The organism is Pseudomonas sp. RC3H12 (assembly GCF_018596375.1).
In the GTDB taxonomy this organism is placed as follows: domain Bacteria; phylum Pseudomonadota; class Gammaproteobacteria; order Pseudomonadales; family Pseudomonadaceae; genus Aquipseudomonas.
In genome coordinates, this window is record NZ_CP075595.1 from 1,859,472 (window position 1) to 1,881,844 (window position 22,373).

The 22,373-nt window shown below is 64.2% G+C and carries 21 protein-coding genes; 11 read left to right on the forward strand and 10 right to left on the reverse strand.

Annotated features, from left to right (window positions below; genetic code table 11):
- Positions 1 to 64 precede the first annotated feature (64 nt).
- Entirely contained in the window at positions 65 to 901 is an 837-nt protein-coding gene (locus tag KHO27_RS08505) for an RHS repeat-associated core domain-containing protein (RefSeq protein WP_214501608.1), read from the forward strand.
- A gap of 51 nt (positions 902 to 952) precedes the next feature.
- Here the strand turns inward: KHO27_RS08505 and KHO27_RS08510 are convergent, their stop codons facing one another.
- A complete protein-coding gene (locus KHO27_RS08510; protein ID WP_046855763.1) occupies positions 953 to 1,333 on the reverse strand; it encodes a RidA family protein in 381 nt (126 codons plus the stop codon).
- Between the two features lie 168 nt (positions 1,334 to 1,501).
- Here KHO27_RS08510 and KHO27_RS08515 point away from each other — a divergent pair, with 168 nt between their 5' ends.
- The gene (locus tag KHO27_RS08515; protein ID WP_284731302.1) at positions 1,502 to 2,197 is read left to right on the forward strand and encodes a tRNA (adenine(22)-N(1))-methyltransferase; all 696 of its coding nucleotides are present in this window, start codon (positions 1,502 to 1,504) and stop codon (positions 2,195 to 2,197) included.
- Between the two features lie 6 nt (positions 2,198 to 2,203).
- Here KHO27_RS08515 and KHO27_RS08520 read toward each other — a convergent pair whose 3' ends face one another.
- Positions 2,204 to 3,499 (reverse strand): MFS transporter, encoded by a 1,296-nt coding sequence (locus KHO27_RS08520; protein WP_214501609.1) that lies wholly within the window; start codon positions 3,497 to 3,499, stop codon positions 2,204 to 2,206.
- A gap of 100 nt (positions 3,500 to 3,599) precedes the next feature.
- The gene (locus KHO27_RS08525) at positions 3,600 to 3,845 is read right to left on the reverse strand and encodes a DUF2790 domain-containing protein (protein WP_046855760.1); all 246 of its coding nucleotides are present in this window, start codon (positions 3,843 to 3,845) and stop codon (positions 3,600 to 3,602) included.
- A gap of 116 nt (positions 3,846 to 3,961) precedes the next feature.
- Between KHO27_RS08525 and KHO27_RS08530 the strand changes: the two genes are divergently transcribed.
- Positions 3,962 to 4,894, forward strand: coding sequence for a LysR family transcriptional regulator (locus tag KHO27_RS08530; RefSeq protein ID WP_046855759.1), 933 nt, complete (start codon positions 3,962 to 3,964; stop codon positions 4,892 to 4,894).
- A 19-nt stretch (positions 4,895 to 4,913) separates the two neighbouring features.
- Here the strand turns inward: KHO27_RS08530 and KHO27_RS08535 are convergent, their stop codons facing one another.
- From KHO27_RS08535 to KHO27_RS08545, 3 genes are all read right to left on the reverse strand, one after another.
- On the reverse strand, positions 4,914 to 5,225 hold the full coding sequence (locus tag KHO27_RS08535; protein ID WP_214501610.1) for a hypothetical protein: 312 nt from the start codon (positions 5,223 to 5,225) through the stop codon (positions 4,914 to 4,916).
- A gap of 92 nt (positions 5,226 to 5,317) precedes the next feature.
- Positions 5,318 to 6,622 carry an MFS transporter gene (locus KHO27_RS08540; RefSeq protein ID WP_110699277.1) on the reverse strand — a complete coding sequence of 435 codons (1,305 nt, stop codon included), beginning with the start codon at positions 6,620 to 6,622 and terminating at the stop codon, positions 5,318 to 5,320.
- A gap of 297 nt (positions 6,623 to 6,919) precedes the next feature.
- Positions 6,920 to 7,585: a class I SAM-dependent methyltransferase gene (locus tag KHO27_RS08545; protein WP_110699275.1), complete on the reverse strand. Its 666-nt coding sequence runs from the start codon at positions 7,583 to 7,585 to the stop codon at positions 6,920 to 6,922.
- Positions 7,586 to 7,710: 125 nt separating this feature from the next.
- On the opposite strand from KHO27_RS08545, the gene KHO27_RS08550 reads away from it, so the two are divergent.
- Entirely contained in the window at positions 7,711 to 8,472 is a 762-nt protein-coding gene (locus tag KHO27_RS08550; protein ID WP_110699273.1) for a methyltransferase domain-containing protein, read from the forward strand.
- Positions 8,473 to 8,680: 208 nt separating this feature from the next.
- Entirely contained in the window at positions 8,681 to 10,252 is a 1,572-nt protein-coding gene (locus tag KHO27_RS08555; protein WP_110699271.1) for a TerC family protein, read from the forward strand.
- Here KHO27_RS08555 and rarD read toward each other — a convergent pair.
- Together rarD and KHO27_RS08565 are read right to left on the reverse strand one after the other, a co-directional pair.
- Positions 10,215 to 11,102 carry an EamA family transporter RarD gene (rarD, locus tag KHO27_RS08560; RefSeq protein ID WP_110699269.1) on the reverse strand — a complete coding sequence of 296 codons (888 nt, stop codon included), beginning with the start codon at positions 11,100 to 11,102 and terminating at the stop codon, positions 10,215 to 10,217. The genes KHO27_RS08555 and rarD overlap by 38 nt on opposite strands.
- 34 nt (positions 11,103 to 11,136) lie before the next feature.
- Positions 11,137 to 12,723, reverse strand: a complete 1,587-nt coding sequence (locus tag KHO27_RS08565; RefSeq protein WP_110699267.1) for an EAL domain-containing protein — start codon at positions 12,721 to 12,723, stop codon at positions 11,137 to 11,139.
- Between the two features lie 312 nt (positions 12,724 to 13,035).
- Between KHO27_RS08565 and hppD the strand changes: the two genes are divergently transcribed.
- Positions 13,036 to 14,112: a 4-hydroxyphenylpyruvate dioxygenase gene (hppD, locus tag KHO27_RS08570; protein ID WP_214501611.1), complete on the forward strand. Its 1,077-nt coding sequence runs from the start codon at positions 13,036 to 13,038 to the stop codon at positions 14,110 to 14,112.
- 90 nt (positions 14,113 to 14,202) lie between these two features.
- Here hppD and KHO27_RS08575 read toward each other — a convergent pair whose 3' ends face one another.
- A complete protein-coding gene (locus tag KHO27_RS08575; RefSeq protein ID WP_110699263.1) occupies positions 14,203 to 14,892 on the reverse strand; it encodes a type 1 glutamine amidotransferase domain-containing protein in 690 nt (229 codons plus the stop codon).
- Between the two features lie 145 nt (positions 14,893 to 15,037).
- On the opposite strand from KHO27_RS08575, the gene KHO27_RS08580 reads away from it, so the two are divergent.
- Positions 15,038 to 15,487 (forward strand): nucleoside deaminase, encoded by a 450-nt coding sequence (locus tag KHO27_RS08580; RefSeq protein ID WP_110699261.1) that lies wholly within the window; start codon positions 15,038 to 15,040, stop codon positions 15,485 to 15,487.
- A 73-nt stretch (positions 15,488 to 15,560) separates the two neighbouring features.
- Entirely contained in the window at positions 15,561 to 17,540 is a 1,980-nt protein-coding gene (locus tag KHO27_RS08585) for an ATP-binding protein (RefSeq protein ID WP_110699259.1), read from the forward strand.
- 9 nt (positions 17,541 to 17,549) lie between these two features.
- On the opposite strand, the gene KHO27_RS08590 is transcribed toward KHO27_RS08585, so the two are convergent.
- Positions 17,550 to 18,605 carry a tetratricopeptide repeat protein gene (locus KHO27_RS08590; RefSeq protein WP_214501612.1) on the reverse strand — a complete coding sequence of 352 codons (1,056 nt, stop codon included), beginning with the start codon at positions 18,603 to 18,605 and terminating at the stop codon, positions 17,550 to 17,552.
- 231 nt (positions 18,606 to 18,836) lie between these two features.
- On the opposite strand from KHO27_RS08590, the gene KHO27_RS08595 reads away from it, so the two are divergent.
- From KHO27_RS08595 to tpx, 3 genes are all read left to right on the forward strand, one after another.
- Positions 18,837 to 20,033, forward strand: a complete 1,197-nt coding sequence (locus tag KHO27_RS08595) for an amino acid aminotransferase (protein ID WP_110699255.1) — start codon at positions 18,837 to 18,839, stop codon at positions 20,031 to 20,033.
- A gap of 304 nt (positions 20,034 to 20,337) precedes the next feature.
- Complete coding sequence (locus KHO27_RS08600; RefSeq protein ID WP_110699253.1) at positions 20,338 to 21,618, forward strand: serine/threonine transporter; 1,281 nt, start codon at positions 20,338 to 20,340, stop codon at positions 21,616 to 21,618.
- Between the two features lie 165 nt (positions 21,619 to 21,783).
- Positions 21,784 to 22,284, forward strand: a complete 501-nt coding sequence (tpx, locus tag KHO27_RS08605; protein ID WP_028692156.1) for a thiol peroxidase — start codon at positions 21,784 to 21,786, stop codon at positions 22,282 to 22,284.
- The last annotated feature ends 89 nt before the right edge of the window (positions 22,285 to 22,373 follow it).

Genomic DNA, 22,373 nt, shown 5'->3' on the forward strand with positions numbered 1-22,373 from the left:
AGTTATGTATGCGGCGCGGTGGTGTTAGCGTCGGGTCCAATATCTTTCTGCAAGAGGTTGTGAGATGACTTCCAGCCGTTTGGCCGTGATCGACCAGCAGCGATCAGTGCTGGGGAGCTCCAGCCTGCCCAGGGCTTATGCGCCGTATGGGGCCGTTTCCGATAAGCGCGGGGCTCTGTTGGCCTATTGCGGCCAGCCCCGCGATTCGTTGACGGGCCATTATCACCTGGGCAACGGGTATCGGACCTTCAATCCATTGCTGATGCGGTTCAACTCGCCTGATCGGTTGAGTCCGTTTGGGGCGGGGGGGATCAATGCTTTTGCGTACTGTCAGGGTGATCCGATCAACTTCCATGATTCCCGGGGTACTGAGAGGACTTTTGTCAGATCACTCCTGGCCACGGCGGCCTCTGCAGTAGGCACGGCTGGTGCGAACGAGGCACCCCATCATTTCAAACAGTTATGGGACATGTCCGTCTACTCGGAAAATCGGAAAATACTGATAGACAACCAGCTTAAAGGGCTGGCGGGTCAACCTGTGACATTCATGCAGAGGGCTACCCATGTTGTTGGAGCGCTGACTAGTACAACTTCAGCTGTTGTTGGATGGGGGGCAGGCCTATATCTAGGCGCCACGGAGGAGGGCGGTGGTCATTGGGCTACGGAGTTGGGCCTGCTTGGCGCGGTCGTCGGTGCCGCTTCGATTTCCAAGATTTCTGACATGCTCTCATCTAGCCAAGAGGTCAATTTTGGCGCCAAGGCAAAGGCGTTGCAGGTTGATATCAACGATATGTACCAAGAGCATAGGGCTCTAGCACAATCGCCAGCCATGACTCAAGTGGCAGTTAACGTTGTCGAGGAAACTGCTCTTACGCTGCGCTCGGGAGATGGTAACGGTTGAAGAGGCAACAATCGTCATGGGGCCGCGCCATAGGCGGCCCATGAGCAGATCTCAGCCCTTGGCCGCCATCGCCGTCACTTCCACACGCATCCCCTCGAACGCCAGCGAAGCCACGCCCACCGCCGCACGCACCGGCCACGGCTTTTTGAAGAACCGCTGGTACACCTCGTTGAACGCCGCCCGATCGGCCATGTCGGTCAGGTAGATGGTCAGGTGCAACACCCGGTCCATCGAGCTGCCGGCACGCTCCAGGGCAACTTTCAAAGCCTGCAGGGTGCACTCGCACTGGGTGGTGATATCGCCCAGCTCGAGGCTGCCGTCGGCCTGCACGGGAATCTGGGTGCTGACCAGGATGCCGTTGTATTCGGCAACGTCCGAGGAGATCGAGTCGGCGTCCGGGTCGGGGGTGTAGATGATGTCGCTGTGTGCCATGGGTTTTCGCCTTGCAACGGAAGGAAACCGCCAAGCCTACGCGAGCGTGCAGGGCAGGTCGAGGCAGAGCGGTCGGTCGAGGGCATTTGAAATACCTGGCCGGGACCGGCAGAATCGCGCCCCACCCGGCCACAGGCGTCGGGCCCTGGTCGTGAAAAGAGGCTTGCGTTGAACGAACACACATTGTCCATGCGCCTGGAGCGCGTGGCAGCCCATGTGCCGGCGGGTGCGCGACTGGCCGATATCGGCTCGGACCATGGCTACCTGCCGGTGGCGCTGGCGCGTCGGGGCGCGATTGTCGCGGCCGTGGCCGGTGAAGTGGCGCTGACGCCGTACCAGGCCGCGCAGCGCACCGTGCGCGACAACGGCCTGGAAGACCGCATCACCGTGCGCCATGCCAGTGGCCTGGCAGCCATCGAGCCACATGATGGCATCACCGCAGTCAGTATCTGCGGCATGGGTGGCGAGACCATTCGCGACATCCTCGAGGCCGGCAAGCAGCACCTGGGCGGACATGAGCGGTTGGTCCTGCAACCCAACGGCGGTGAACAGGCGCTGCGCCAGTGGTTGATGGACAACGGCTATCGGATCGTCTGCGAGGAAGTACTGCGGGAAAACCGTTTCGACTACGAAATCATCGTCGCCGAACGTGCCGAGTCGGTCAGCTATAGCGCCGAGCAGCTGTACTTCGGCCCGCTGCTGATGCAGGCGCGCAGCCCGGCGTTCCTGTTCAAGTGGCAACGCATGCTGCGCCAGAAACACCAGACCCTGGCCAACTTCGCCCGGGCGCGCCAGCCGGTGCCCGAGGACAAGGTGCGCGACATTACCCGTCAGGCGCAGTGGATTACCCAGTTGCTGGCGTGAAGCACCTCACTTTGGGTTGACCACGCCGGCTGGCACTTTCATCACCAGCGCGGCACCTAGCACGATGGCCACGGCCAGTACCTGCAAGGCCAGGCCAGGGCTGGCGGTGCTGTCGCGCATCCAGCCGATCAGGTAAGGCGCGGCGAACGAGGCGATACTGCCGAACGAGCTGATCATGGCGATACCGGCGGCCTGGGCGCCGCCCGCCAGGAAGGCCGGCGGCAGTTGCCAGAACATCGGCAGCGCCGCGCTGGCGCCCATACCCGCGACCACCAGCCCACTCATCACCAGCAAGGCGTCGTCCGGCGCCCATCCGGCCAGGGCGATGCCGGCGGCGGCCATCAGCAACGGCCCGCACAGGTGCCAGCGGCGTTCGCGGTGACGGTCGGACGAGCGTCCGCAGCCGAGCATGAACAGACAACCGGCCAGATAAGGGATGGCGCTGAGCAGGCCGACCTGGCCATCACTGCCGATGCCGGCGCCGTGGATCAGGCTGGGCATCCAGAAGGCCAGGGTGTTGACCGCCAGCATCACCGCGAAATAGATCGCCACCAGCAACCAGACATGGGCGTCGCCCAGCAGCCCGCGCATCGAGTCGATCGGCTTGTGCCGCTCCTCGCGGGCCATTTCCTCGCGCATTGCACGCTTCTGATCGGCGGTGAGCCAAGCCACCTGCTCGAAGTTGTCCGGCAGGGCCTTGAGCACCACCAGCCCGAGCAGCACCACCGGCAGCCCCTCGATCAGGAACATCCACTGCCAGCCCCTCATGCCGCCCTGATCGTGAAACGCCTGCAGGATGCCACCGGACAACGGCCCGCCGATCACTCCGGCCAAGGGCACGGCGATGGCGAACAATGCCGTGACGTGGGCGCGGCGCCGGGCCGGATACCAGCGATTGAGGACTACGAGGATGCCGGGGAAGAAACCGGCCTCGGCCACTCCCAGGAGAAAGCGCAAGGCATAGAAGCCGGCTGCGTCCTGCACCCACATCATGGCGGTGGACAACAGCCCCCAGGTCACCATCAGGGTGGCGATCCAGCGTCGCGGGCCGACCCGCTCCAGGGCCAGGTTGCTGGGCACGCCAAACAGCGCGTAGGCGATGAAGAACAGGCCGGCGCCCAGGCCGTAGACGGTATCGGAAAAGCCCAGGTCGGCGCTCATCTGCATCTTGGCGAAGCCGATGTTGATGCGGTCCAGGTGGGCGAACAGGTAGCACACCAGCAGCAGCGGCATCAGCCGCCAGGTGATGCGGGCGTACGTAGCATGTGCCGGCGCGGCGGCGGGGGTATCGAGCGTATTCATGGTCCGGGACGTTCTTGTTGTTGTCCCGGCAGATCATGCGGCGCCGCGTCAGGCGGGCAAATGCACTTTCAGCAAGATGGCTGGTATTTTTGCCATGGGGTTACAGCTGCGAGCAGTTGCCCATCTGGCGGTAGTCGACTTCGCGGGTCTGGCCCTGGTGGTCGACGTAGACCATGTGCGCGGTACCGACCTGGCAATCGGCGTCGTTGCTGGCCGGAGTAATCGAAATGACCTTGGCGATGTCCAGCGGCATGCCGTATTCGTAGGTGCTGGGGCTGTTGTCGGCAAAGGCGCCGAACGAGGCGAGGGTGGCGCTGAGGGCGAGCAGGGCAATCGAACGTTTCATGACAGGTACCTCATATTTTTGCGGATAGCTAATGATCCATTCATTTGTGTTTCACAATAAATGGGCTATCCCGTGATAGATTCCTGCCTTTCATGTATGAATGAGGGTGCCCGCCCATGGACATGCTGCATGCGATGCGAACCTTCGCCCGGGTAGTGGAGTGCGGCAGTTTCGCCGGGGCGGCCCAGGCCTTGGATATTTCCGCCGCGCAGGTGTCGCGGATCGTCGCCGAGCTCGAGAACCAGTTGCAGACCCGCCTGCTGCACCGCACCACCCGGCGCCTGCGCATGAGCGAGGCGGGCGAGCGCTTTCTCGAGCGCACCCGGCAGATCATGCTGCTCACCGAAGAGGCCGTGGACGAGGCCCGTGGCGCCCACCTCACGCCCCGTGGCCGCCTGCGCTTTCACTGCACCCATGGCCTGGGGCTGTTGATGATGCCGCTGGTGGCGCGCTACAACGCGACCTGCCCGGAAGTGGTAATGGAGCTGACCCTGTCGCAGCGCAACCCCGACCCGCTGGCCGAGGGGCACGACGTGGTGATCACCATCGGCCAGGGGCTGCCGGACTCGCAGCTGATTGCCATCCCGCTGGGCAGCATCCACAGCATCCTGTGCGCCTCCCCGGATTACCTTGCCCGCCACGGCGTACCCGAGCGCCCCGAGGACTTGCACGGGCACGTCTGCCTGCGCACCGTCGACCCGCTGTTCGAGGAGGACTGGTCGTTCGAAGGCCACCCCGACAATTGCGTGATCGTGCCTCAGGACACCTTCCTCACCAACGTCGCAGACGCCATGCTCAAGGCCACCGAGCTGGGCATGGGGGTGGGCTTGCTGCCGTACTACTCGGCGAGCCAGGCCATGCAGGAAGGGCGCCTGTGCCGGTTGCTGGCGCCGCATCGGCTGCGCCAGCGCGAGATCTATGCGATCTATCCGTCACGGCATTACTTGGACGCCAAGGTGCGTACCTGGCTGGACTTTCTCAAGGAGCAGCTGCCGTTGTTGTTCGCCGAGCACCAGCGAGTGGTGGACGAGCCCCGGTACTGGCGCTGAAATCCGCGCGTTTCGCGGGTCACCGGCTGTCCTGATCCTCGGCGCTGCCACCAGAGGCCCCGGCGCCGCTGCCGGTGGCTTCCCCCGTGTTGTTGGAGCCACCGGCAGCGCCGTCGGCAGCATCGGAATTAGTCCCGGTGTCACTGCTGTCATTGTCGTTGCTACTGCCCGGGGTATTTACGCTGCTGCCTTCACCGGCGGTCTTGCCTTGCTCGGAAGTGTGCTCTTTGTGCGTGCCGCTCCCGTTCATGTCGGTGGCCGCGAGGGCGAGGGGGGCGGTGCTGCCCAGCATCAGGGCCAGCAGCAAGGCGAGGGGACGTGGATTGACCATGATGAATCTCCTGTCGGATGACTGTCATGGTTGGGCTGCCACGATGGCTCCAAGGTGCCCGTCAAGCGACGGGCGGTCCTTGGCATCAGGCGTCAGTGGGCGTCAGGACGAGGCGCCTGTTGGCCGGGCATGGCATCCATCGCCTCCAGCGTCGGATGCTCCTGCGCCGCGTGCATCAGGTCTTCGGTCACCCGCAGTTCCGCGCCGGTTGGCGAGAAGGTCGCTGTGGGCGCGAACGGCGCCGGGTGCTCCGGTGCCGGGCGCTTGCCGCGACGCCATAAGAAGAAGCCGACCATGGCCAGGTTGATCACGGCGAAGGCCCAGAACAGGCCGACTTCGCCGTAGGCGGTCATCATCGGCGAAATGGCCAGCGGGGCCATGGCCGAGCCCAGCGAGTTGATCAGCAGCAGCCCCTGGATCATCGGCACCAACGCGTCGGCCGGGGCGCGGTCGGCGGCGCTGCTGACGGCCACCGGGTACAGCGCGAACACACCGCCACCGAGCAGGAACAGCAAGGCTGGCAGCAGCACGGTGTCGGCTGGCAGCAGCACGAACAGCAGCGACAGCACGGTGCACAGGGCGGCCAGGGCGATCAGCACGTCCTGGCGGTCCTTGCGGTCGGACCAGCGCCCGACTGGGTATTGCAACAGCATGGCGCCGAGGATCACCCAGGCCATCATGTCGCCGATCTCGCCAACGTCCAGGCCGATGCGTTGCAGGTACAGCGGTAGCAAGGCGTAGATCCCGGCGATAGCGACCCCCGAGCCGAAACAGCCGACCAGCCCGGTCGGCGCCACGCCCAGCAGCTGCCGGGGCTTGAGCGGCTCGACCTGATCCAGCAGCGGCGATACCCGTGGCAGGATCACGATCGGCAGCACCGACAGTGTGGCGAGCATGCCGGCGACCATGAACGGCGCGGTCTCGCCCCACCCGGTAACCTCGCCCAGGGCGGCCTGGGCGATCACCCCGGCGCCATAGAAGGCGATCATGTACAGCGCCAGCAGGCGCCCTCGGATCTTCGCGTCACCGGCCAGCAGCAGCCAGCTCTCGATCACCAGGAACACGCCGACCGCCGCCCAGCCGTTGATCAGCCGCAGCACGAACCACCAGGTGGTGTCGTAGAACAAGCCCTGGAGCAGGATGGTTGCGCCGATCAAGGCAGCGAAGCTGCTGTAGGCGCGGATGTGACCGATGCGCAGGATCAGCCGGTCGTTGAAGATCGCGCCCAGGGTCAGGCCGATGAAGTAGGCCGAGGACACCACGCCGATCATGGTCGCCGACTCGCCGGCGGCGCCAAGGCGCAGGGTGGTCAGGGAAGACAGCACGCCATTGCCCAGGGCAATGATGAACAGGCCGAGCAGGGGTGCCAGCGCCATCGCCAGCAAACGCACAGACATAGTTACCTCAAGGTTGGAAAGAGCTCAGATGCGCCTTTTCGGCTGCACGTGCCGAACAGCGACGTACAGTGCGGCCTGGGCGGGATGCGAGCTTGGCAAGAGTCAACCGCGAGGCCTGTTGGGTGAAGGCCGGGCGGGGCGGTTGAGCCTGTGGCACATGCGCGATGTGTGAGGCACGGACGCGGTCTTTGCGGGGGCTTGCCACCGGTTGGGGCGACGGGCGAAAAGGAGGCGGGATTTTAAGGCCTGTACAGGATTTGCCAAGAGGGAAAAGGCTGCGACGAGAGGCCGCAGGGGTCAGGCTGCCTTGCGCGCGATCAGCAGCAGCGATTGCGGCACCTGGCTCTGCGGATGTTGCGGCTCCTGCAGTTCGACCAGGTTGAAGCCCGCCAGCTCCAGTGCCTTCAGCCAGCTGCCGAGGGTGCGGAAGTACCATGGCATCGGGCGCCAGTCGCCGGCGAAGCCGACGAATGACTCCTCGCGCCAGCCATCCTGGTAGTAGCCGGCGGCTGCCGTCCAGGGGTGCAGGGTCTGGATCAGCAGCGTGCCGGCGGGCCGCAGCAGATCTCGCATGGCCGTAAGCAGGGGAATGATGTCTTGCTGCAGCAGGGCGAAGTTGGCGCAGATCAGGTCATGATCGTGGCCGATGTCCGGCACGCCTGCGATCACCTGTTCATAGCTGGCCAGGTGGACCTGCGCCGACCCTGCTTCCCGTGCGGCGGCGACCAGGGTCGCATCGCCATCTACCCCGACCGCATCGATGCCCCTTGCGGCCAGGGCACGGAGCAGCCAACCCTCACCGCAGCCCAGATCCAGCACCCGATCAGGCTGGCGACCGAGCACGGCCAGGAGTACCGCCTGGTCGGTGACCTGGCGGCGGGACTCGATGGCGCCGGAGCGTACGGCCTCGATCCAGGCCTGGGCGTTGTAGTGCCAACTGTCCAGCAGTGGGTCGGTGACCATGGTAGTGCTCGGGGCCTAGGGTGGCGGGTGGCTCTAGTATGGTGCTTTGCAAATACTAGTCTAGGCCAGTCTTGTGCGCGTGCCCCTTTGCTCTGCACACTGGCGCCTCTGGGAAGGAGCATGGCATGGCACTTGCTAAAGCGGATTTCACCACGCGCTTGCTGGTTGATGCGGGAATCGGCCCCGGCATGCGCGTGCTCGATGTCGGTTGCGGCAGTGGCGACGTGAGCTGGCTGCTGGCCGGCCTGGTAGGCGACGACGGCGCGGTGGTGGGTATCGACCGGGCGGCGGCTGCCCTGGAGATCGCGCGCCAGCGTGGAAGCCGCAAAGGGGCGGCGGTACCTGAGTTCGTGGCTGCCGAACTATGTGCGCTGCCCGCAACACTGGGGTTGTTTGACGCCATTGTCGGGCGACGGGTGTTGATGTACCAGGCGGACCCGGTGAAGGTGTTGCGCGCGTTGGTCCGGCCCCTGCTACCTGGCGGGCTGATGATCTTCCAGGAGCACGATGGCAGCCTGGCCCCGGCCAGCCAGGCGTCATTCCCGTTGCACCACAAGGCCCAGCAATGGTTGAGGCGCATGCTTGCCCATGAGGGAGCGGACCTGCAGATCGGCTTCAACCTGCACCGTGTGTTCAGCGAGGCGGGGCTGATGGTCGAGGACCTGCGTGCCGAATGCCTGGTGCAGACGCCCGACAACGCCTATCCGCTGGGCGAGATCATCCGCGCTTGCCTGCCGCGGATCATCGTCCATGGTGTGGCCACGGCGCGGCAGGTGGGCATCGACACATTGCAGGCGCGGTTGGATGCCGAGCGGCGACGGTCGCGGGATATCTACATCGGCGATGTCGCCTTCGGTATTTGCGCGCGCAAGCGTTCAATCATGTAGTGACCTTGCGTGAGGCGTCAGTGGTTGTTGAGTGGTACAGCTTTTGTAATAGTTTTGCGCTATCAGAAAATTCTGCTTCGATTGTAGGATCCTCGTCCCTAATTGTTATCAAGGTCCCTATGAGCACCTTCGCGGAGCCCCCCAGTCCCTGGCCGTCCCGGCCTTCCCTCCCTCGTCCTCGTGACGCATCCCCTGTGAGTACCCGCTAATGGAATGGCTAGCCGACCCCACGGCCTGGCTGGGCCTGTTGACGCTTATCGTCCTCGAGCTGGTGCTGGGTATCGACAACCTGGTGTTCATCGCCATCCTTGCCGACAAGCTGCCGCCGCACCAGCGCGACCGCGCACGGGTGATCGGCCTGTCGTTGGCGCTGATCATGCGTCTTGGCCTGCTGGCCAGCATCTCGTGGATGGTGACCCTAACCGCGCCGCTGATCGAGGTGTTCGGCAAGACCTTCTCCGGCCGTGACCTGATCATGCTGTTCGGTGGTGTGTTCCTGTTGTTCAAGGCCACCATGGAACTGCACGAACGCCTCGAGGGCCATGTTGCCCAAAGCGGCGGCGGGACCCGCCATGCCGCGTTCTGGCCGATCGTGGCGCAGATCGTCGTGCTGGATGCGGTGTTCTCACTGGATGCGGTGATCACGGCCGTGGGCATGGTCGAACATTTGTCGGTGATGATGATCGCGGTGATCTTCTCCATCGGCATCATGATCGTCGCCAGTAAACCGCTGACCCGTTTCGTCAACGCCCACCCAACAGTGATCATGCTGTGCCTGGGCTTCCTGATGATGATCGGCTTCAGCCTTACTGCCGAAGGCCTGGGCTTCCATATCCCCAAAGGCTACCTGTACGCGGCCATTGGCTTCTCGTTGCTGATCGAGTTGTTCAACCAGTTGGCCCGTGCCCGCCGCAAGCGCAGCGTGCAGCAGCACCGGCCGCTGCGTGAGCGTACCGCACATGCCGTGCTGCGCCTGATGGGCGGGCGCCGGGTGGAGGCTGACGAGGTGGGCGAGGAAATCGCCGACCTGGTCGAGGGGGGCGAAGAACAGGTGGTGTTCGACCGCCGTGAGCGGGTAATGATCAGTGGTGTGCTGAACCTGGCCGAGCGGCCGATCCGCACGGTGATGACGGCACGGGCCAAGGTCGATGCCATCGACCTGTCGCAGCCGGCCGAAACCATCACCCAGGCGCTGGTCAACTCGCCGTACTCGCGCCTGCCGCTGATCCGTGACGGTCGCATCGAGGAACCGCTGGGCTTCGTGCACAAGAAGGAGCTGCTCAAGGAACTGCTGTCCGGCAGCCAGCCCGACCTGGAAGCCCTGGCCCGTGCGCCGCTGAACCTGCTGGAGAGCTTCAGCATCCTTAACGCCTTGGAGCAGATGCGCGGGCAGTCGACGCACATCGCCTTCGTAGTCAACGAGTTCGGTGACTTTACCGGTGTGTTGACCATGACCGATATTCTCGAGTCGATTGCCGGCGAACTTCCGGACGCAAGCGAGGTGGAGGGGCCAGGTGTGATCGAGGAGGCGGACGGTTTTGTGGTCAGCGGTGCCTTGAACCTGGCCCAGGTCCAGGCGCGCACCGGCTTTGCCGCCCGTGCCACCGAGGACTACCAGACCCTGGCGGGCTTGGTGATGAGCTTGCTGGACCGCTTGCCGGTGGTGGGTGATCACCTGGCCTGGAATGGCTGGACCATGACCGTGGTGGCGGTGGAGGAGCGCCGGGTCCGCCAGGTACGCCTTACACCGAACGCCGACGCTGGCGCAGCAGGTGCTTGAAGCCCTCGAGCACCAGTACCAGCACTGCGGCCCAGATCGGCAGGTAGGTCAGCCACTGGTCGGGGCCGATGGTCTCGCCCAGTAGCAGGGCCACGCCTACCAGCAACACCGGCTCGACGTAGCTGAGCAGGCCGAATAGGCTGAACGGCAGCAGGCGGCTGGCCAGCACGTAGGCGATCAGGGCGCAGGCGCTGATCGCCCCGAGCAGTGGGATCAGGCCGTACAGGCCTGGATGCTCGGCCAGATCGGTTGCCGACAGCGGGCCCTGGATGACGAAGTACAAGGCCCAGGGTAGTAACAAGCACATGTCGCACCACAGGCCGCCCAGGTGGTCGGTGCGGCAACGCCGCCGCAGGACGAAGTAGATCGGGTAGCCAATCATCACCAGCAGGGTTTCCCAGGCAAAACTGCCGTGCTGGTACAGCTCGTGGCCAACCCCCAGCGCGGCAAAGCTCACCGCGACCTTCTGCAGGCGCGACAGGCGCTCGCCATAGACCACGCGCCCGGTCAGCACCATGGCCAGCGGCAACAGGAAGTAGCCCATCGATACCTCCAGGCTGCGCCCGTGCAGCGGCGCCCAGAGGAACAGCCACAACTGCACGCCCATCAACCACGAGGTGCCGACCATGCCGAGCAACAGCAGCGGCGTGCGACGCACCCGCCCGAGCAGCTCGCCGACTCGCTTCCAGTCCCTGGATGCCAGCATGAACAGCGTCAGGCAGGGCAGGGTCAGCAGGGTCCGCCAGCCGAAGATCTCCTCGCCGTCCAGGGGCTTGAGGAAGGAGGTATAGAAATACATCACGGCGAACAGACAGGACGCCATGACCGACGAAATAATGCCTTTTGACACGAATGCCTCGGAAAACGGGAAGTGAGCGGGTGGATCAGCCGCGCATGATCTCAGGGGTACCGCCTTGCGGCAACTGCGGGCTGCCCGGGCGGGCGGCCAGGGCCAGCAGCAGCTCGCTGGCGGGCATCGGGCGGGCGAACAGGTAACCCTGCTGGAAGTCCACGCCATGGCGCGCCAGGTAGTCGCGCTGCACCTCGGTTTCCACGCCCTCGGCGACGATGCCCAGGTCCAGCTTGGCCGACAGCTCGATGATGGTATCGAGAATGTGTTGCGACAGGGCGTCACCGCCGATCATCGCGACGAAGCTCTGGTCGATCTTCAGGTAGTCGACGTTGAACTGGCGCAGGTAATTGAGGCTGGATTGGCCGGTGCCGAAGTCGTCCAGGGCGATCATCACGCCCATGGCGTGCAATTTCTCGAACAGGTCAAGGGTGACCGGAGTCGGTTCGATCAGCTTGCGCTCGGTCAACTCCAGGGTCAGTACCACCCGCCCGGGCGGGAAGTGCTGGAGGAAGGTCTGGCAGTCGTCGAGCAGGCCCAGGTCGCGACAGTGGTCGGCGGTGATGTTGATGCCGATGTGAAAACCGTCCTCGAGCAACGCCGCATGCGGTGCCAGGGCCTGGGCCGTGTGCAGCATCAAGCCGCGGGTCATGGCGACGATCTGGCCGCTGTGCTCGGCGTAGGGGATGAACAGGTCGGGGCGCACCAGCCCTTCGCGGGGGTGCTGCCAGCGCATCAGCACCTCGACCCCGGCCCAACGGTAGTCGTCCTTGCGCACCACCGGCTGGAAGTACGGCAGGAACTCGCCGGCCTCCAATGCCCTGGACAGTTCGGCACGGGGCGAACTGGCGCGGCGGATCTGCCAGCGACAGGCGCTACCGGCCGCCGCCCCAAGCACCAGCAGCAGACTCAACAGCGCAGGATAGCGTGAACGCATCAGCTCGCCGGGCTTGTCGGGGCCAAAGCCGCCGTGCACGCTGAACGGGTAGTGTGTGGAAGAGAACGTCACCGGCGCGCTGGCTGCAACTGGCGGCGTGCCGGCCCGCACCCGGCCGTCGGCGCCCATCCAGTGGTTGCCGACCTGCACTTGCAACTGGCCGTCTTTACCGATCAGGCGCAGGGCCGTGAGCAGGTGGCGGCCATCGACCGTGGCGATCGCCCCCTTGTCGCCCTGGCTGGCGCGGTAGGCCAGCAGCGGTTGGCCTGGTGTGACGGAGTTGCCGTCCATCAGCCACAATTGACCGTCGGTGTAGTTGCTGGCGTCGACCGGTTCGTCGAAATCACCAAACAACGAGGTGCAATACAGGGTGTCACGATCGAACAGGTTGGTGGAGCGCACGAAAGCATTGCGCGTGACTTCTATGCGCAACGCCAATTGCGCCTGTTCGCAGGGCTGGCCGGCCTTGGGCAGCAGGTGGTGTGTCGTGCTGGACAAGCTGTCGAGTACCGCCTCTATATGGACCACCACTTCGCGAGCCGTGACACGACTGTCGGCATCCAGCTCCTGGTCGATCTGCCAGCGCATCACCACCAGCCCGCACAGTAGCGGCAAGACACCGATCAGCCAGGGCAGCAGCGCGCGCCAGCTCCAGCGAGCAGGGCGTTTGGTGGTCAAGGGCATGCGCAGGTGAACCTTCTGCGAGGTGGTAGGTGATGCAGAGAATAGCCGTTTGTCGGAGCAACCTGCGAACTAAAGCGCGACAAACAAATTTACGCAATGTAGAATCGGTTTACGAATACAACAATAAGGTTCTCCGCCTCCCGGGGAATCAAGCCCGCCGAGAATGGGTCCATATGACATACCATGGGTTCAAGCTGATCATTGGTGACTTCCTGGCCCGCAGCGTGCGCGGGATCCCGTGCTCACCACCACGCCATCTCCACATCGAAAGCCTGTAATCAACCGTTTTTCGCTGCAGATGAGGAAAAGAACATGGCAGATATCTTCGAAAACCCGATGGGCCTGGAAGGCTTCGAATTCATCGAGCTCGCCTCGCCGACCCCCGGCGTGCTGGAGCCGGTATTCCAGATTCTCGGTTTCACCAAGGTGGCTACCCACCGCTCCAAGGATGTGCACCTGTATCGCCAGGGTGGCATCAACCTGATCCTGAACAATGAGCCCAATAGCATTGCCTCGTACTTCGCTGCCGAGCATGGTCCATCGGTATGCGGCATGGCCTTCCGCGTTCGCAACGCTCATGAAGCCTACGCCCGAGCCCTGGAGTTGGGTGCCCAGCCGGTGGAAATCGAGACCGGCCCGATGGAACTGCGCCTGCCGGCGATCAAGGGTATTGGCGGCGCGCCCCTGTACCTGATCGACCGCTACGAAGAGGGCAGTTCGATCTACGACATCGACTTCAAGTTCATCGAAGGCGTGGATCGCAACCCGGTCGGTGCGGGCCTGAAGATCATCGACCACCTTACCCATAACGTCTATCGCGGGCGCATGGCCTACTGGGCCGGCTTCTACGAGAAACTGTTCAACTTCCGCGAAATCCGTTACTTCGACATCAAGGGCGAGTACACCGGCCTGACCTCCAAGGCCATGACCGCGCCGGACGGCATGATCCGCATCCCGCTCAACGAGGAATCGTCCAAAGGGGCGGGGCAGATCGAAGAGTTCCTGATGCAGTTCAACGGCGAGGGCATCCAGCATGTCGCCTTCCTCACCGACGACCTGCTCAAGACGTGGGATGCGCTGAAGGGCTTCGGCATGCGCTTCATGACCGCGCCGCCGCAGACCTACTACGAGATGCTCGAGGAGCGCCTGCCAGGGCATGGCGAGCCGGTCGACCAGCTGCAGACCCGCGGCATCTTGCTGGACGGTGCCTCCGAGGCCGGCGACAAACGCCTGCTGCTGCAGATCTTCTCGGAGACCCTGCTGGGCCCGGTGTTCTTCGAGTTCATCCAGCGCAAGGGGGATGACGGCTTCGGTGAAGGCAACTTCAAGGCGCTGTTCGAGTCGATCGAGCGTGACCAGGTGCGTCGTGGCGTGTTGAGCGTCGAGTAATCGGTCGAGCACACACTCGCGGGGCAAGCCCGCTCCCGCGCCGGAAGGTGACGGGAGCGGGCTTGCCCCGCGCTGCATTGTGGCGAACGTTTACTGCTGCCTGCTCAGGTAGCCGATCACCGCCTGGGCTACCTCGGTGCTGGAAGCCGGATTCTGTCCGGTGATCAAGCTGCCGTCCTCCACCACATAAGCCGCCCACGGGTCGTCTGCCTTGCTGTACTCGCCACCGCGAGCGACCAGTTCGTTCTCGGTGAGGAACGGCACCACCTTGTCCAGCTCAGCCAGTTTTTCCTCGGTATTGGAAAAGCCGGTAACCTTGCGCCCCTTGAGCAGCAAGCTGTTGTCGCTGAGCTTGATATTGAGCAGGCCCACCACCCCATGGCACACCGCGGCGACCGCGCCGCCGTGCTCATGGATGCGCCGTGCCAGCTCCTGCAATGGCTGATTGTCGGGAAAGTCCCACATCACCCCGTGGCCACCGGTGTAGTAGATCGCGCTGTACTGGTCGGCCTTGACCTGGCCAGGGCTCAAGGTGGCGCCAAGGCGGTTCATGAACGCTTTGTCGTTGTACCATTGCCAGTCCAGGTCAGGCGCCATCTGCAGGCTGTGCGGGTCGATCGGTACATAGCCGCCCGCCGGGCTGACATAGTCGACGGTAAAACCCGCTTTTTGCACTGCGTCGACAAAGTGCACGGCCTCGCCCAGCCACAATCCTGTGGCGCGCTTGATATCGGGATACTTGGCGGTATTGGTCAGCACGACCAGGAGCTTCTTGTTCATGTGCGCATGCCCGTCGAATCCATGGGAAAACGTTTGGCCAGCAAGATCAAAAGCCATTTGAGCATAGCCCCCGCCACGCAATGCGCCATGGGCACGGGCGCTGTGCTAGGCTGCTGCAAAAGTGGACGCACTACCGGGAGACGCCATGGAACAGGACACTTCCAGATTTATGCAAGCCGCCATCGACGAGGCCCGCAAGGGGCTCGAGGAAGGCGGCATTCCGATCGGCTCGGTACTGGTGCACGAGGGCAGGATCATCGGCCGTGGCCACAATCGCCGCGTGCAGCAGGGCAGCGCCATCCTGCATGGTGAAATGGATGCATTGGAAAATGCCGGCCGACAGCCGGCCCGGGTTTACCAGCAGGCCACCCTCTATACCACCTTGTCGCCCTGTGCCATGTGCAGTGGCGCAATCCTGCTGTATGGCATCAAGCATGTGATTATAGGCGAGAACTTCACTTTCATGGGCGAAGAACAGTTGCTCGGCGACCGGGGCGTGCGTCTGGAGGTGCATGACGATGAAACCTGCAAGGCGCTGATGCGCCAGTTCATCGAAGCCAACCCAGAACTGTGGAACGAAGATATTGGCCACTGACCTGACCGCCCGGGGCGCAGAGGTCCAGGTCATTCATCTGGCACCGCCATCATCCTCTCTGGTCGAGGAGGGCATGCCCATCGCCGGCTTTGACTGGAGCGCGACGCCGTTGGGGGCGTTGACCTCCTGGCCGCCCACCCTGCGCATCGCCGTCGACATGGTATTGATGTCACCGTTTCCCTGTGCGTTGGTCTGGGGGCCCGCCCTGACAGTCATACACAACGACGCCTACCAGGCCCTGCTGGGCGGCGTTGTCGACCATCAGGGACGTGCCTTCGACGCGCTCTGGGAGCATTCCTGGGAGAGCATGGGGGCAACCGTCTTCAAGGTGTTGCAGGGGCAGGGTAGTCTGATCGAGGACGCCCCATTGTCGGTGCATAGAGAGGGTAACGCTGCGACGGCGTGGGTCACTGGCTGCTTTTCGCCCATCCGCGACGATCAGGGTGTGGTTGCCGGGTTCCTCCACGCGCTGATCGAGACCACTGGCAGTGTCGGGGCCAGCCACGAATGGCGCGAGCTGGCGCAGTCGTTCGAAGCCCGCCTGACGCAGTACCTGGCCGATCCAGATCATACCTGGCAGTTGTCGCCTGATGTGATGCTGATGCTTGAGGCCGATCTAAGCGTACGCACAGCCAACCCTGCCTGGCATCGGCTTCTGGGCTGGGGGGAGGCAACGCAGTTGCAAGTGGCTCTGCCCGAGCTGTTCCATCCCGCGGACCGTACCGAAGCGCAGCTGGCGCTGATGGCGCTTGTACAGGGCCGCACCGCGCCGCCCTTCGAGGGGCGGGTTCGCCATAGCGACGGCCATTACTGCTGGTTCCGCTGGACTGGCAGCGCCAACCAGGCATTGCCGACACTGGTGGGGAGGGACATCACCGAGGACCGCAATGCGGTCCAGCGCCTGGCCGAGGCGGCGGTGCGTGACAGCCAGCGCATGGAGGGCGTTGTAAAGGTGGCGGGGGGGCTGGCGCACGAAATGAACAACGTATTGTCCGGCGTCGGCAGCAGCCTGGAACTGCTCGAACGACGCCTCGCCCAAGGGCGGATGGAGCGCGTGGACGATTATGTGCGGATGGCCCGCGAATGCGCCCAGCGAGCCATCGGCCTGACCCAGAACCTGCTGGCCTTTGCCCGTAGCCAACCCTTGTCACCCAACCCACTGAACATCAACCACCTGCTGCAGGACGCGGAGCCGATGCTGCGCCAGACCCTGGGCGCCGAGATGTGCCTGAACATGCAGCTGGATGTGGCGCCCTGGCCATTGCAGGTCGACCCGGATACGTTACGTAACGCCCTTTTGCATCTGTGCAGCAACGCCCGCGATGCCTGCCTGGGCAAGGGCAACCTGACGATCCGCACTGCCAACGAACGACTGGCGATGCCCAGCGAGGGGGAGGCAGCCTTGCCGCCGGGGGACTATGTCACGCTGCAGATCGAGGACGACGGCCAAGGCATGAGTCGCGAGGACCTGGCAAGGGTATTTGAACCGTTCTTCACCACCAAGTCCCTGGGGCAGGGGGTGGGCCTGGGGCTGCCCATGGTGCATGGCTTCGTGCAGCAGTCGGGCGGTCAGATGTGGATCGAGTCGACGATCGACCAAGGTGCCCGGGTCGTGATGATGTTTCCGCGCTACCAGGGGATGTTGCCGGAGAGACCTGCTCGGGATGTACTGCCGCGACAGGTCCGGGGTGAACGGTTGTTGCTGGTCGATGATGAAGAAAACCTGCGCGGCCTGATGAAGGAGGCGCTGGTCGATTGCGGCTTCGAGGTGTGTGATGTGCCCGATGCCAACAGCGCGCTGGGGCAGTTCAGGCATGCAGGGCCGTTTGATCTGGTGATCACCGATATCGGTCTGCCGGGGGGCTTCAGCGGCCGCCAGGTGGCCAAGGCGCTGCGCATGATCGAGCCCGAGCAGAAGATCCTGTTCATCACTGGCTTCACCGCCGATCCGGTGGAGCAGGCCCTGCTCGACCAGCCGGGCACGGCATTGATGTTCAAGCCGTTCTCGCTGCAGAAGCTGGTGGTGCAGATTCAGCACATGCTGCAGGCCTGAGGCCGGTGATCACAGCCCCTGCTGCAGGAAAGGGTCGTCCGGGTTCTGCCGTTCCAGCTCGGCGAGCAGTACCTGGACATTCTGCAGTTGGCCGGTTTCCTTCCAGTACTCGATCAGCAGTACCCGCACCCGGCGATTGGCCGGCTGGCGGTTGAGCACGGTCTCCAACTGCTTTTGCGCGGCATCGAGTTGTTCCAACTGGTGCAGGGTGATGGCCAAGGTGTAGCGATAATCGTTGTTTTCCGGCTCCAGCTCGACAGCCCGCGAGAGGGCGAGCAGGGCGTATTCCTGCTGCTCATGGCGGGTCAGCCACAGGCCCAGTTCGTATTGCAGGAACGCGGAGTCCGGGCGTAGCGCCAGGGCCTTGGCGAGCACCTCGCGGGAGGCGTCGTGCTGGCCCTGTTGCTCCAGCAGGCGGACCTGGGTGGCCAGGGCGTCCAGGCCTTCAGGGGTGACGGCCAGGCTGCGCCGCAGGGCCCTGGAGGCTGCCTCGTAGGCTTGTTCATGCATGTATAGCCGGGCCAGGTGCAGCTGGGCGGCGGCGTCGTCGGGCTGTTGTTCCAGGGTCTGCTCGTACTGCTCCAGGGTATCCTGCAAGGGGCCGAAGTACAGGCCGATGGCGTCGGGGTCGAGACCTAGCAGGGCGTCCACCGCGGCGAAGCGCACGCTTTGCTCGTCATCTTCCAGCAATGGGCCCAGCACCAGGCTGCGCTGGGCGGCCGGCAGCAGCCGGCGGATGCTGGTGATGGCGGCGCGGCGTACCAATGGGTCGGCGTGCTCGAGGTCCTGGCTGGCCAGTTTCAACGCCTGTGGCGAGGGGTAGTTGGGTAGTTCGGCATGCAGCGCGGCGCGGCGGATGGGCGGCAGGTCGTCACGCTGCAACTGCTGGTACAGCACGCGCGCGGCGCCCGGCAGGCCATCGTGTGCCTGGCGCAGGGCCTTGGCGTAGCTGTGGGGCGGCAGGCTGGGCGGTGCGGGTTGGCGGTCACGCCACAGGTAACCGATCGACGCGGGCAGCACGAGTAACAGCAGCAGGGCGATCAGGGGAGGGCGACGTCTGGGCATCTCGCGGTCCGGGGTGGCAGTACGGCAGAGCTTGGGGCAGGCAGGTGGCAAATGCAACGACCAGGGTGCGATCCTGGGGCCATGCCGCGTCGCAAAAACCGTGTGCTGCGGGTTCGGTCTTGCACACCTGCAGGGTCTCCTTGCACATCGGTGATGTTCCTCGTGGCGCTCTGCGGGTATCCTCGCCTGAGCCTTTCCTGAACTGTCCTGATCTCCAAGGAGCTGCACGCTGTGTTCAAACATGTCGATGCCTATGCCGGCGACCCGATCCTCTCGCTGATGGAAACCTTCAAGGCCGACCCGCGCGCCGCCAAGGTCAACCTGAGTATCGGCCTGTACTACGACGAAGCCGGCGTGGTGCCGCAGCTGGCGGCGGTGGCCGAGGTGGAGAAACGCCTGGCCGGCCAGCCCCATGAAGCCTCGTTGTACCTGCCGATGGAAGGCCTGGCCGCTTACCGCCAGGCGATCCAGGCGTTGCTGTTCGGCGCCGAGCACCCGGCCGTCGCCGCTGGCCGCGTGGCCACCGTGCAGACCGTCGGCGGCTCCGGCGCGCTGAAAGTCGGTGCCGACTTCCTCAAGCGCTACTTCCCAGGCTCCGAGGTATGGGTGAGCAACCCGACCTGGGACAACCACCGGGCAATCTTCGAAGGTGCAGGCTTCAAGGTGCACACCTACCCGTACTTCGACCCGGACACCCGTGGAGTCGACTTCGCCGGCATGCTGGCCAGCCTGCAGGCCTTGCCGCAGAACAGCGTGGTCCTGCTGCATCCGTGCTGCCACAACCCCACCGGCGTTGACCTGGACCAGCAGCAGTGGCAACAGGTGGTCGAAGTGGTCAAGGCGCGCCAGTTGATCCCGTTCCTCGATATCGCCTACCAGGGCTTTGGCGAAGGGCTGGTCGAAGACGCCTATGCGATCCGCGAAATGGCCCGTGCCGGCGTACCTTGCCTGGTCAGCAACTCGTTCTCGAAGATCTTCTCGCTGTACGGCGAGCGGGTAGGAGGCTTGTCGGTGGTCTGCGACGATGCCGCCACCGCTTCCAGCGTGCTTGGCCAGCTCAAGGCCACCGTGCGCCGCAACTACTCCAGCCCGCCCGCTTTCGGCGCCCAGTTGGTGGCCGGCGTGCTGGGTGACGCCGCGCTCAACGCGCAATGGGCTGCGGAAGTGGAGGTGATGCGCAAGCGTATCCTCGACATGCGCCAGGGCCTGGTCGACCTGCTCGGCGAGCTGCTGCCAGGTCAGGACTTCCAGTTCTTCCTGCGCCAGCGCGGCATGTTCAGCTATACCGGCTTCAGCGTCGAACAGGTGCGCCGTCTGCGTGACGAATTCGGCGTCTACCTGATCGACAGCGGCCGGGTGTGCATGTCCGGCCTGCGCCCGGCCAACCTGCGCCAGGTGGCCGAGGCGTTTGCCGCCGTTCAGCGGTAACCTGCCTGGGGCCGCTTTGCGGCCCTTTCGCCGGTGCCGGCTCCCACCCTTATCGCCTGCATTGCCTCTTTGAGCCCCTCTGAGGGCCGGCTTGCGGTGGCGACAAACCGCGGCGAAAGAGCTGCGTAGCCCCATCCAGCACAACCTGCTTGTAAAGACAAGTGCAACCGTCCCTCGGGCGGGGGTTCCCCAAGTGCAACCTTTGCATGCACAATCGCGCCCCTCTTCCCCGGTTGAGTTGGGCGAATCGTCTATTTCGCCATTCTCAGCCTGTTGCAGTCTTGCGAGTGGAGCGTCACCCGGAATGAATGAGCAGGCCCCAAGCGTTGAACAACGCTTTGTAGAATCGACCCCCGCCACCCTTGGCAGTTGGTCGCGTCAAGACACCACCTGGATGCTGGGCCTGTTCGGCACGGCCATCGGCGCCGGAACCCTGTTCCTGCCCATCAACGCCGGCCTTGGCGGTTTCTGGCCGCTACTGGTCCTGGCCTTGCTGGCCTTCCCCATGACCTACTTCGCCCACCGCGGGCTGACCCGTTTCGTACTCTCGGGCAGCAAGGGCGGCGATATCACCGACGTGGTCGAGGAGCATTTCGGCATCACCGCCGGCGCGCTGATCACCGTCCTGTACTTCTTCGCCATCTTCCCGATCCTGCTGATCTACAGCGTGGCGCTGACCAACACCGTCAGCAGCTTCATGGAGCACCAGCTGCATATCGCGCCGCCGCCGCGGGCGATCCTGTCGTTCGTGCTGATCCTCGGCCTGCTGGCCATCGTGCGCTGCGGCGAACAGGCCACGGTCAAGGTCATGAGCCTGCTGGTGTATCCGTTCATCGTCGCCCTGGCGCTGCTGGCCCTGTACCTGGTGCCGCACTGGACCGGCGGTATCCTCGACACCGCCACCCAGGTGCCGTCCGGCTCGGCCTTCCTGCACACCGTGTGGCTGGCCATTCCGGTGATGGTGTTCTCGTTCAACCATTCGCCGATCATCTCGGCCTTTGCCGTTGATCAGAAGCGCCGCTACGCCGAGCACGCCGACGAGCGCAGCGGCCAGATCCTGCGCGGTGCCCATCTGCTGATGGTACTGATGGTGCTGTTCTTCGTGTTCAGCTGCGTGCTGACCTTGAGCAGCGCCCAGTTGGCTGAAGCCAAGGCGCAGAACCTGTCGATCCTGTCCTACCTGGCCAACCACTTCGAGCAGCCGGCCATCGCCTTCGCCGCGCCGCTGATCGCCTTCATCGCCATCGCCAAGTCGTTCCTGGGCCACTACATCGGTGCCAGCGAAGGCCTCAAGGGCATGATCGTCAAGACCGGCATGCGCCCGGGCGCCAAGGCCCTGGACCGCATCGTCGCCGCGCTGATGCTGGTGGTGTGCTGGATCGTCGCCACGCTCAACCCGAGCATCCTGGGCATGATCGAATCCCTCGGCGGTCCGATCATTGCGGTACTGCTGTTCCTGATGCCGATGTACGCCATCCGCCGCGTGCCGTCGATGCGCAAGTACAGTGGTGCGCTGTCCAACGTGTTCGTGGTGGTGGTCGGCCTGGTGGCCTTGACCTCGGTGGTGTACGGCCTGCTGGCCTGAATGCTCGCCATGTAGGAAAAGCGCCCGGGCCGACGCCAGTCGCCCGGGCGTTTGTCTACAGGAATCGCCCGAACGTAGGACAATTTCATCTTTGCCCATAGGCACTTGCGCTGCTTCATGGTTAACTCTGGATCCTTTTCAAACCCCCGCATAAGGATTTCCGCCATGGCTCAAGTGACTCTCAAAGGCAACCCGGTTCAGGTCAGCGGTGAACTGCCGAAGCAAGGCGCCGCGGCACCTGCCTTCTCCCTGGTCGCTGGCGATCTGTCGAACAAGTCGCTTGCCGACTTTGCCGGCAAGCGCAAGGTGTTGAATATCTTCCCAAGCGTCGACACCCCGACCTGCGCCACCTCGGTGCGCAAGTTCAACGCCCAGGCCAATGACGTGGCCAACACCGTGGTGCTGTGCATCTCCGCCGACCTGCCGTTCGCCCAGGCGCGCTTCTGCGGTGCTGAAGGCCTGGAGAACGTGAAGAACCTGTCGACCCTGCGTGGCCGCGAGTTCCTGGAAAACTACGGCGTGGCCATCGCCGATGGTCCGCTGGCCGGCCTGGCCGCCCGCGCCGTGGTGGTGCTTGACGAAAACGACAAGGTGCTGCACAGCGAGCTGGTGGGCGAAATCGCCGACGAGCCGAACTACGAGGCGGCGCTGGCTGTCTTGAAGTAAGTGTTCGCCGGCTTGCCGGCGAACCAGGTAACACCCGGTAACGGCCTGGACCCTGTTCCAGGCCGTTTTCATTTAAAGTTCACGCCTTT

Coding starts and splice junctions, on each gene's coding strand:
- KHO27_RS08505 (WP_214501608.1), top strand. CDS start 65: ATGACTTCCAGCCGTTTGGCCGTGATCGACCAGCAGCGATCAGTGCTG.
- KHO27_RS08510 (WP_046855763.1), bottom strand. CDS start 1,333: ATGGCACACAGCGACATCATCTACACCCCCGACCCGGACGCCGACTCG.
- KHO27_RS08520 (WP_214501609.1), bottom strand. CDS start 3,499: ATGAATACGCTCGATACCCCCGCCGCCGCGCCGGCACATGCTACGTAC.
- KHO27_RS08525 (WP_046855760.1), bottom strand. CDS start 3,845: ATGAAACGTTCGATTGCCCTGCTCGCCCTCAGCGCCACCCTCGCCTCG.
- KHO27_RS08530 (WP_046855759.1), top strand. CDS start 3,962: ATGGACATGCTGCATGCGATGCGAACCTTCGCCCGGGTAGTGGAGTGC.
- KHO27_RS08535 (WP_214501610.1), bottom strand. CDS start 5,225: ATGGTCAATCCACGTCCCCTCGCCTTGCTGCTGGCCCTGATGCTGGGC.
- KHO27_RS08540 (WP_110699277.1), bottom strand. CDS start 6,622: ATGTCTGTGCGTTTGCTGGCGATGGCGCTGGCACCCCTGCTCGGCCTG.
- KHO27_RS08545 (WP_110699275.1), bottom strand. CDS start 7,585: ATGGTCACCGACCCACTGCTGGACAGTTGGCACTACAACGCCCAGGCC.
- KHO27_RS08550 (WP_110699273.1), top strand. CDS start 7,711: ATGGCACTTGCTAAAGCGGATTTCACCACGCGCTTGCTGGTTGATGCG.
- KHO27_RS08555 (WP_110699271.1), top strand. CDS start 8,681: ATGGAATGGCTAGCCGACCCCACGGCCTGGCTGGGCCTGTTGACGCTT.
- KHO27_RS08565 (WP_110699267.1), bottom strand. CDS start 12,723: ATGCCCTTGACCACCAAACGCCCTGCTCGCTGGAGCTGGCGCGCGCTG.
- hppD (WP_214501611.1), top strand. CDS start 13,036: ATGGCAGATATCTTCGAAAACCCGATGGGCCTGGAAGGCTTCGAATTC.
- KHO27_RS08575 (WP_110699263.1), bottom strand. CDS start 14,892: ATGAACAAGAAGCTCCTGGTCGTGCTGACCAATACCGCCAAGTATCCC.
- KHO27_RS08580 (WP_110699261.1), top strand. CDS start 15,038: ATGGAACAGGACACTTCCAGATTTATGCAAGCCGCCATCGACGAGGCC.
- KHO27_RS08585 (WP_110699259.1), top strand. CDS start 15,561: ATGCCCATCGCCGGCTTTGACTGGAGCGCGACGCCGTTGGGGGCGTTG.
- KHO27_RS08590 (WP_214501612.1), bottom strand. CDS start 18,605: ATGCCCAGACGTCGCCCTCCCCTGATCGCCCTGCTGCTGTTACTCGTG.
- KHO27_RS08600 (WP_110699253.1), top strand. CDS start 20,338: ATGAATGAGCAGGCCCCAAGCGTTGAACAACGCTTTGTAGAATCGACC.
- tpx (WP_028692156.1), top strand. CDS start 21,784: ATGGCTCAAGTGACTCTCAAAGGCAACCCGGTTCAGGTCAGCGGTGAA.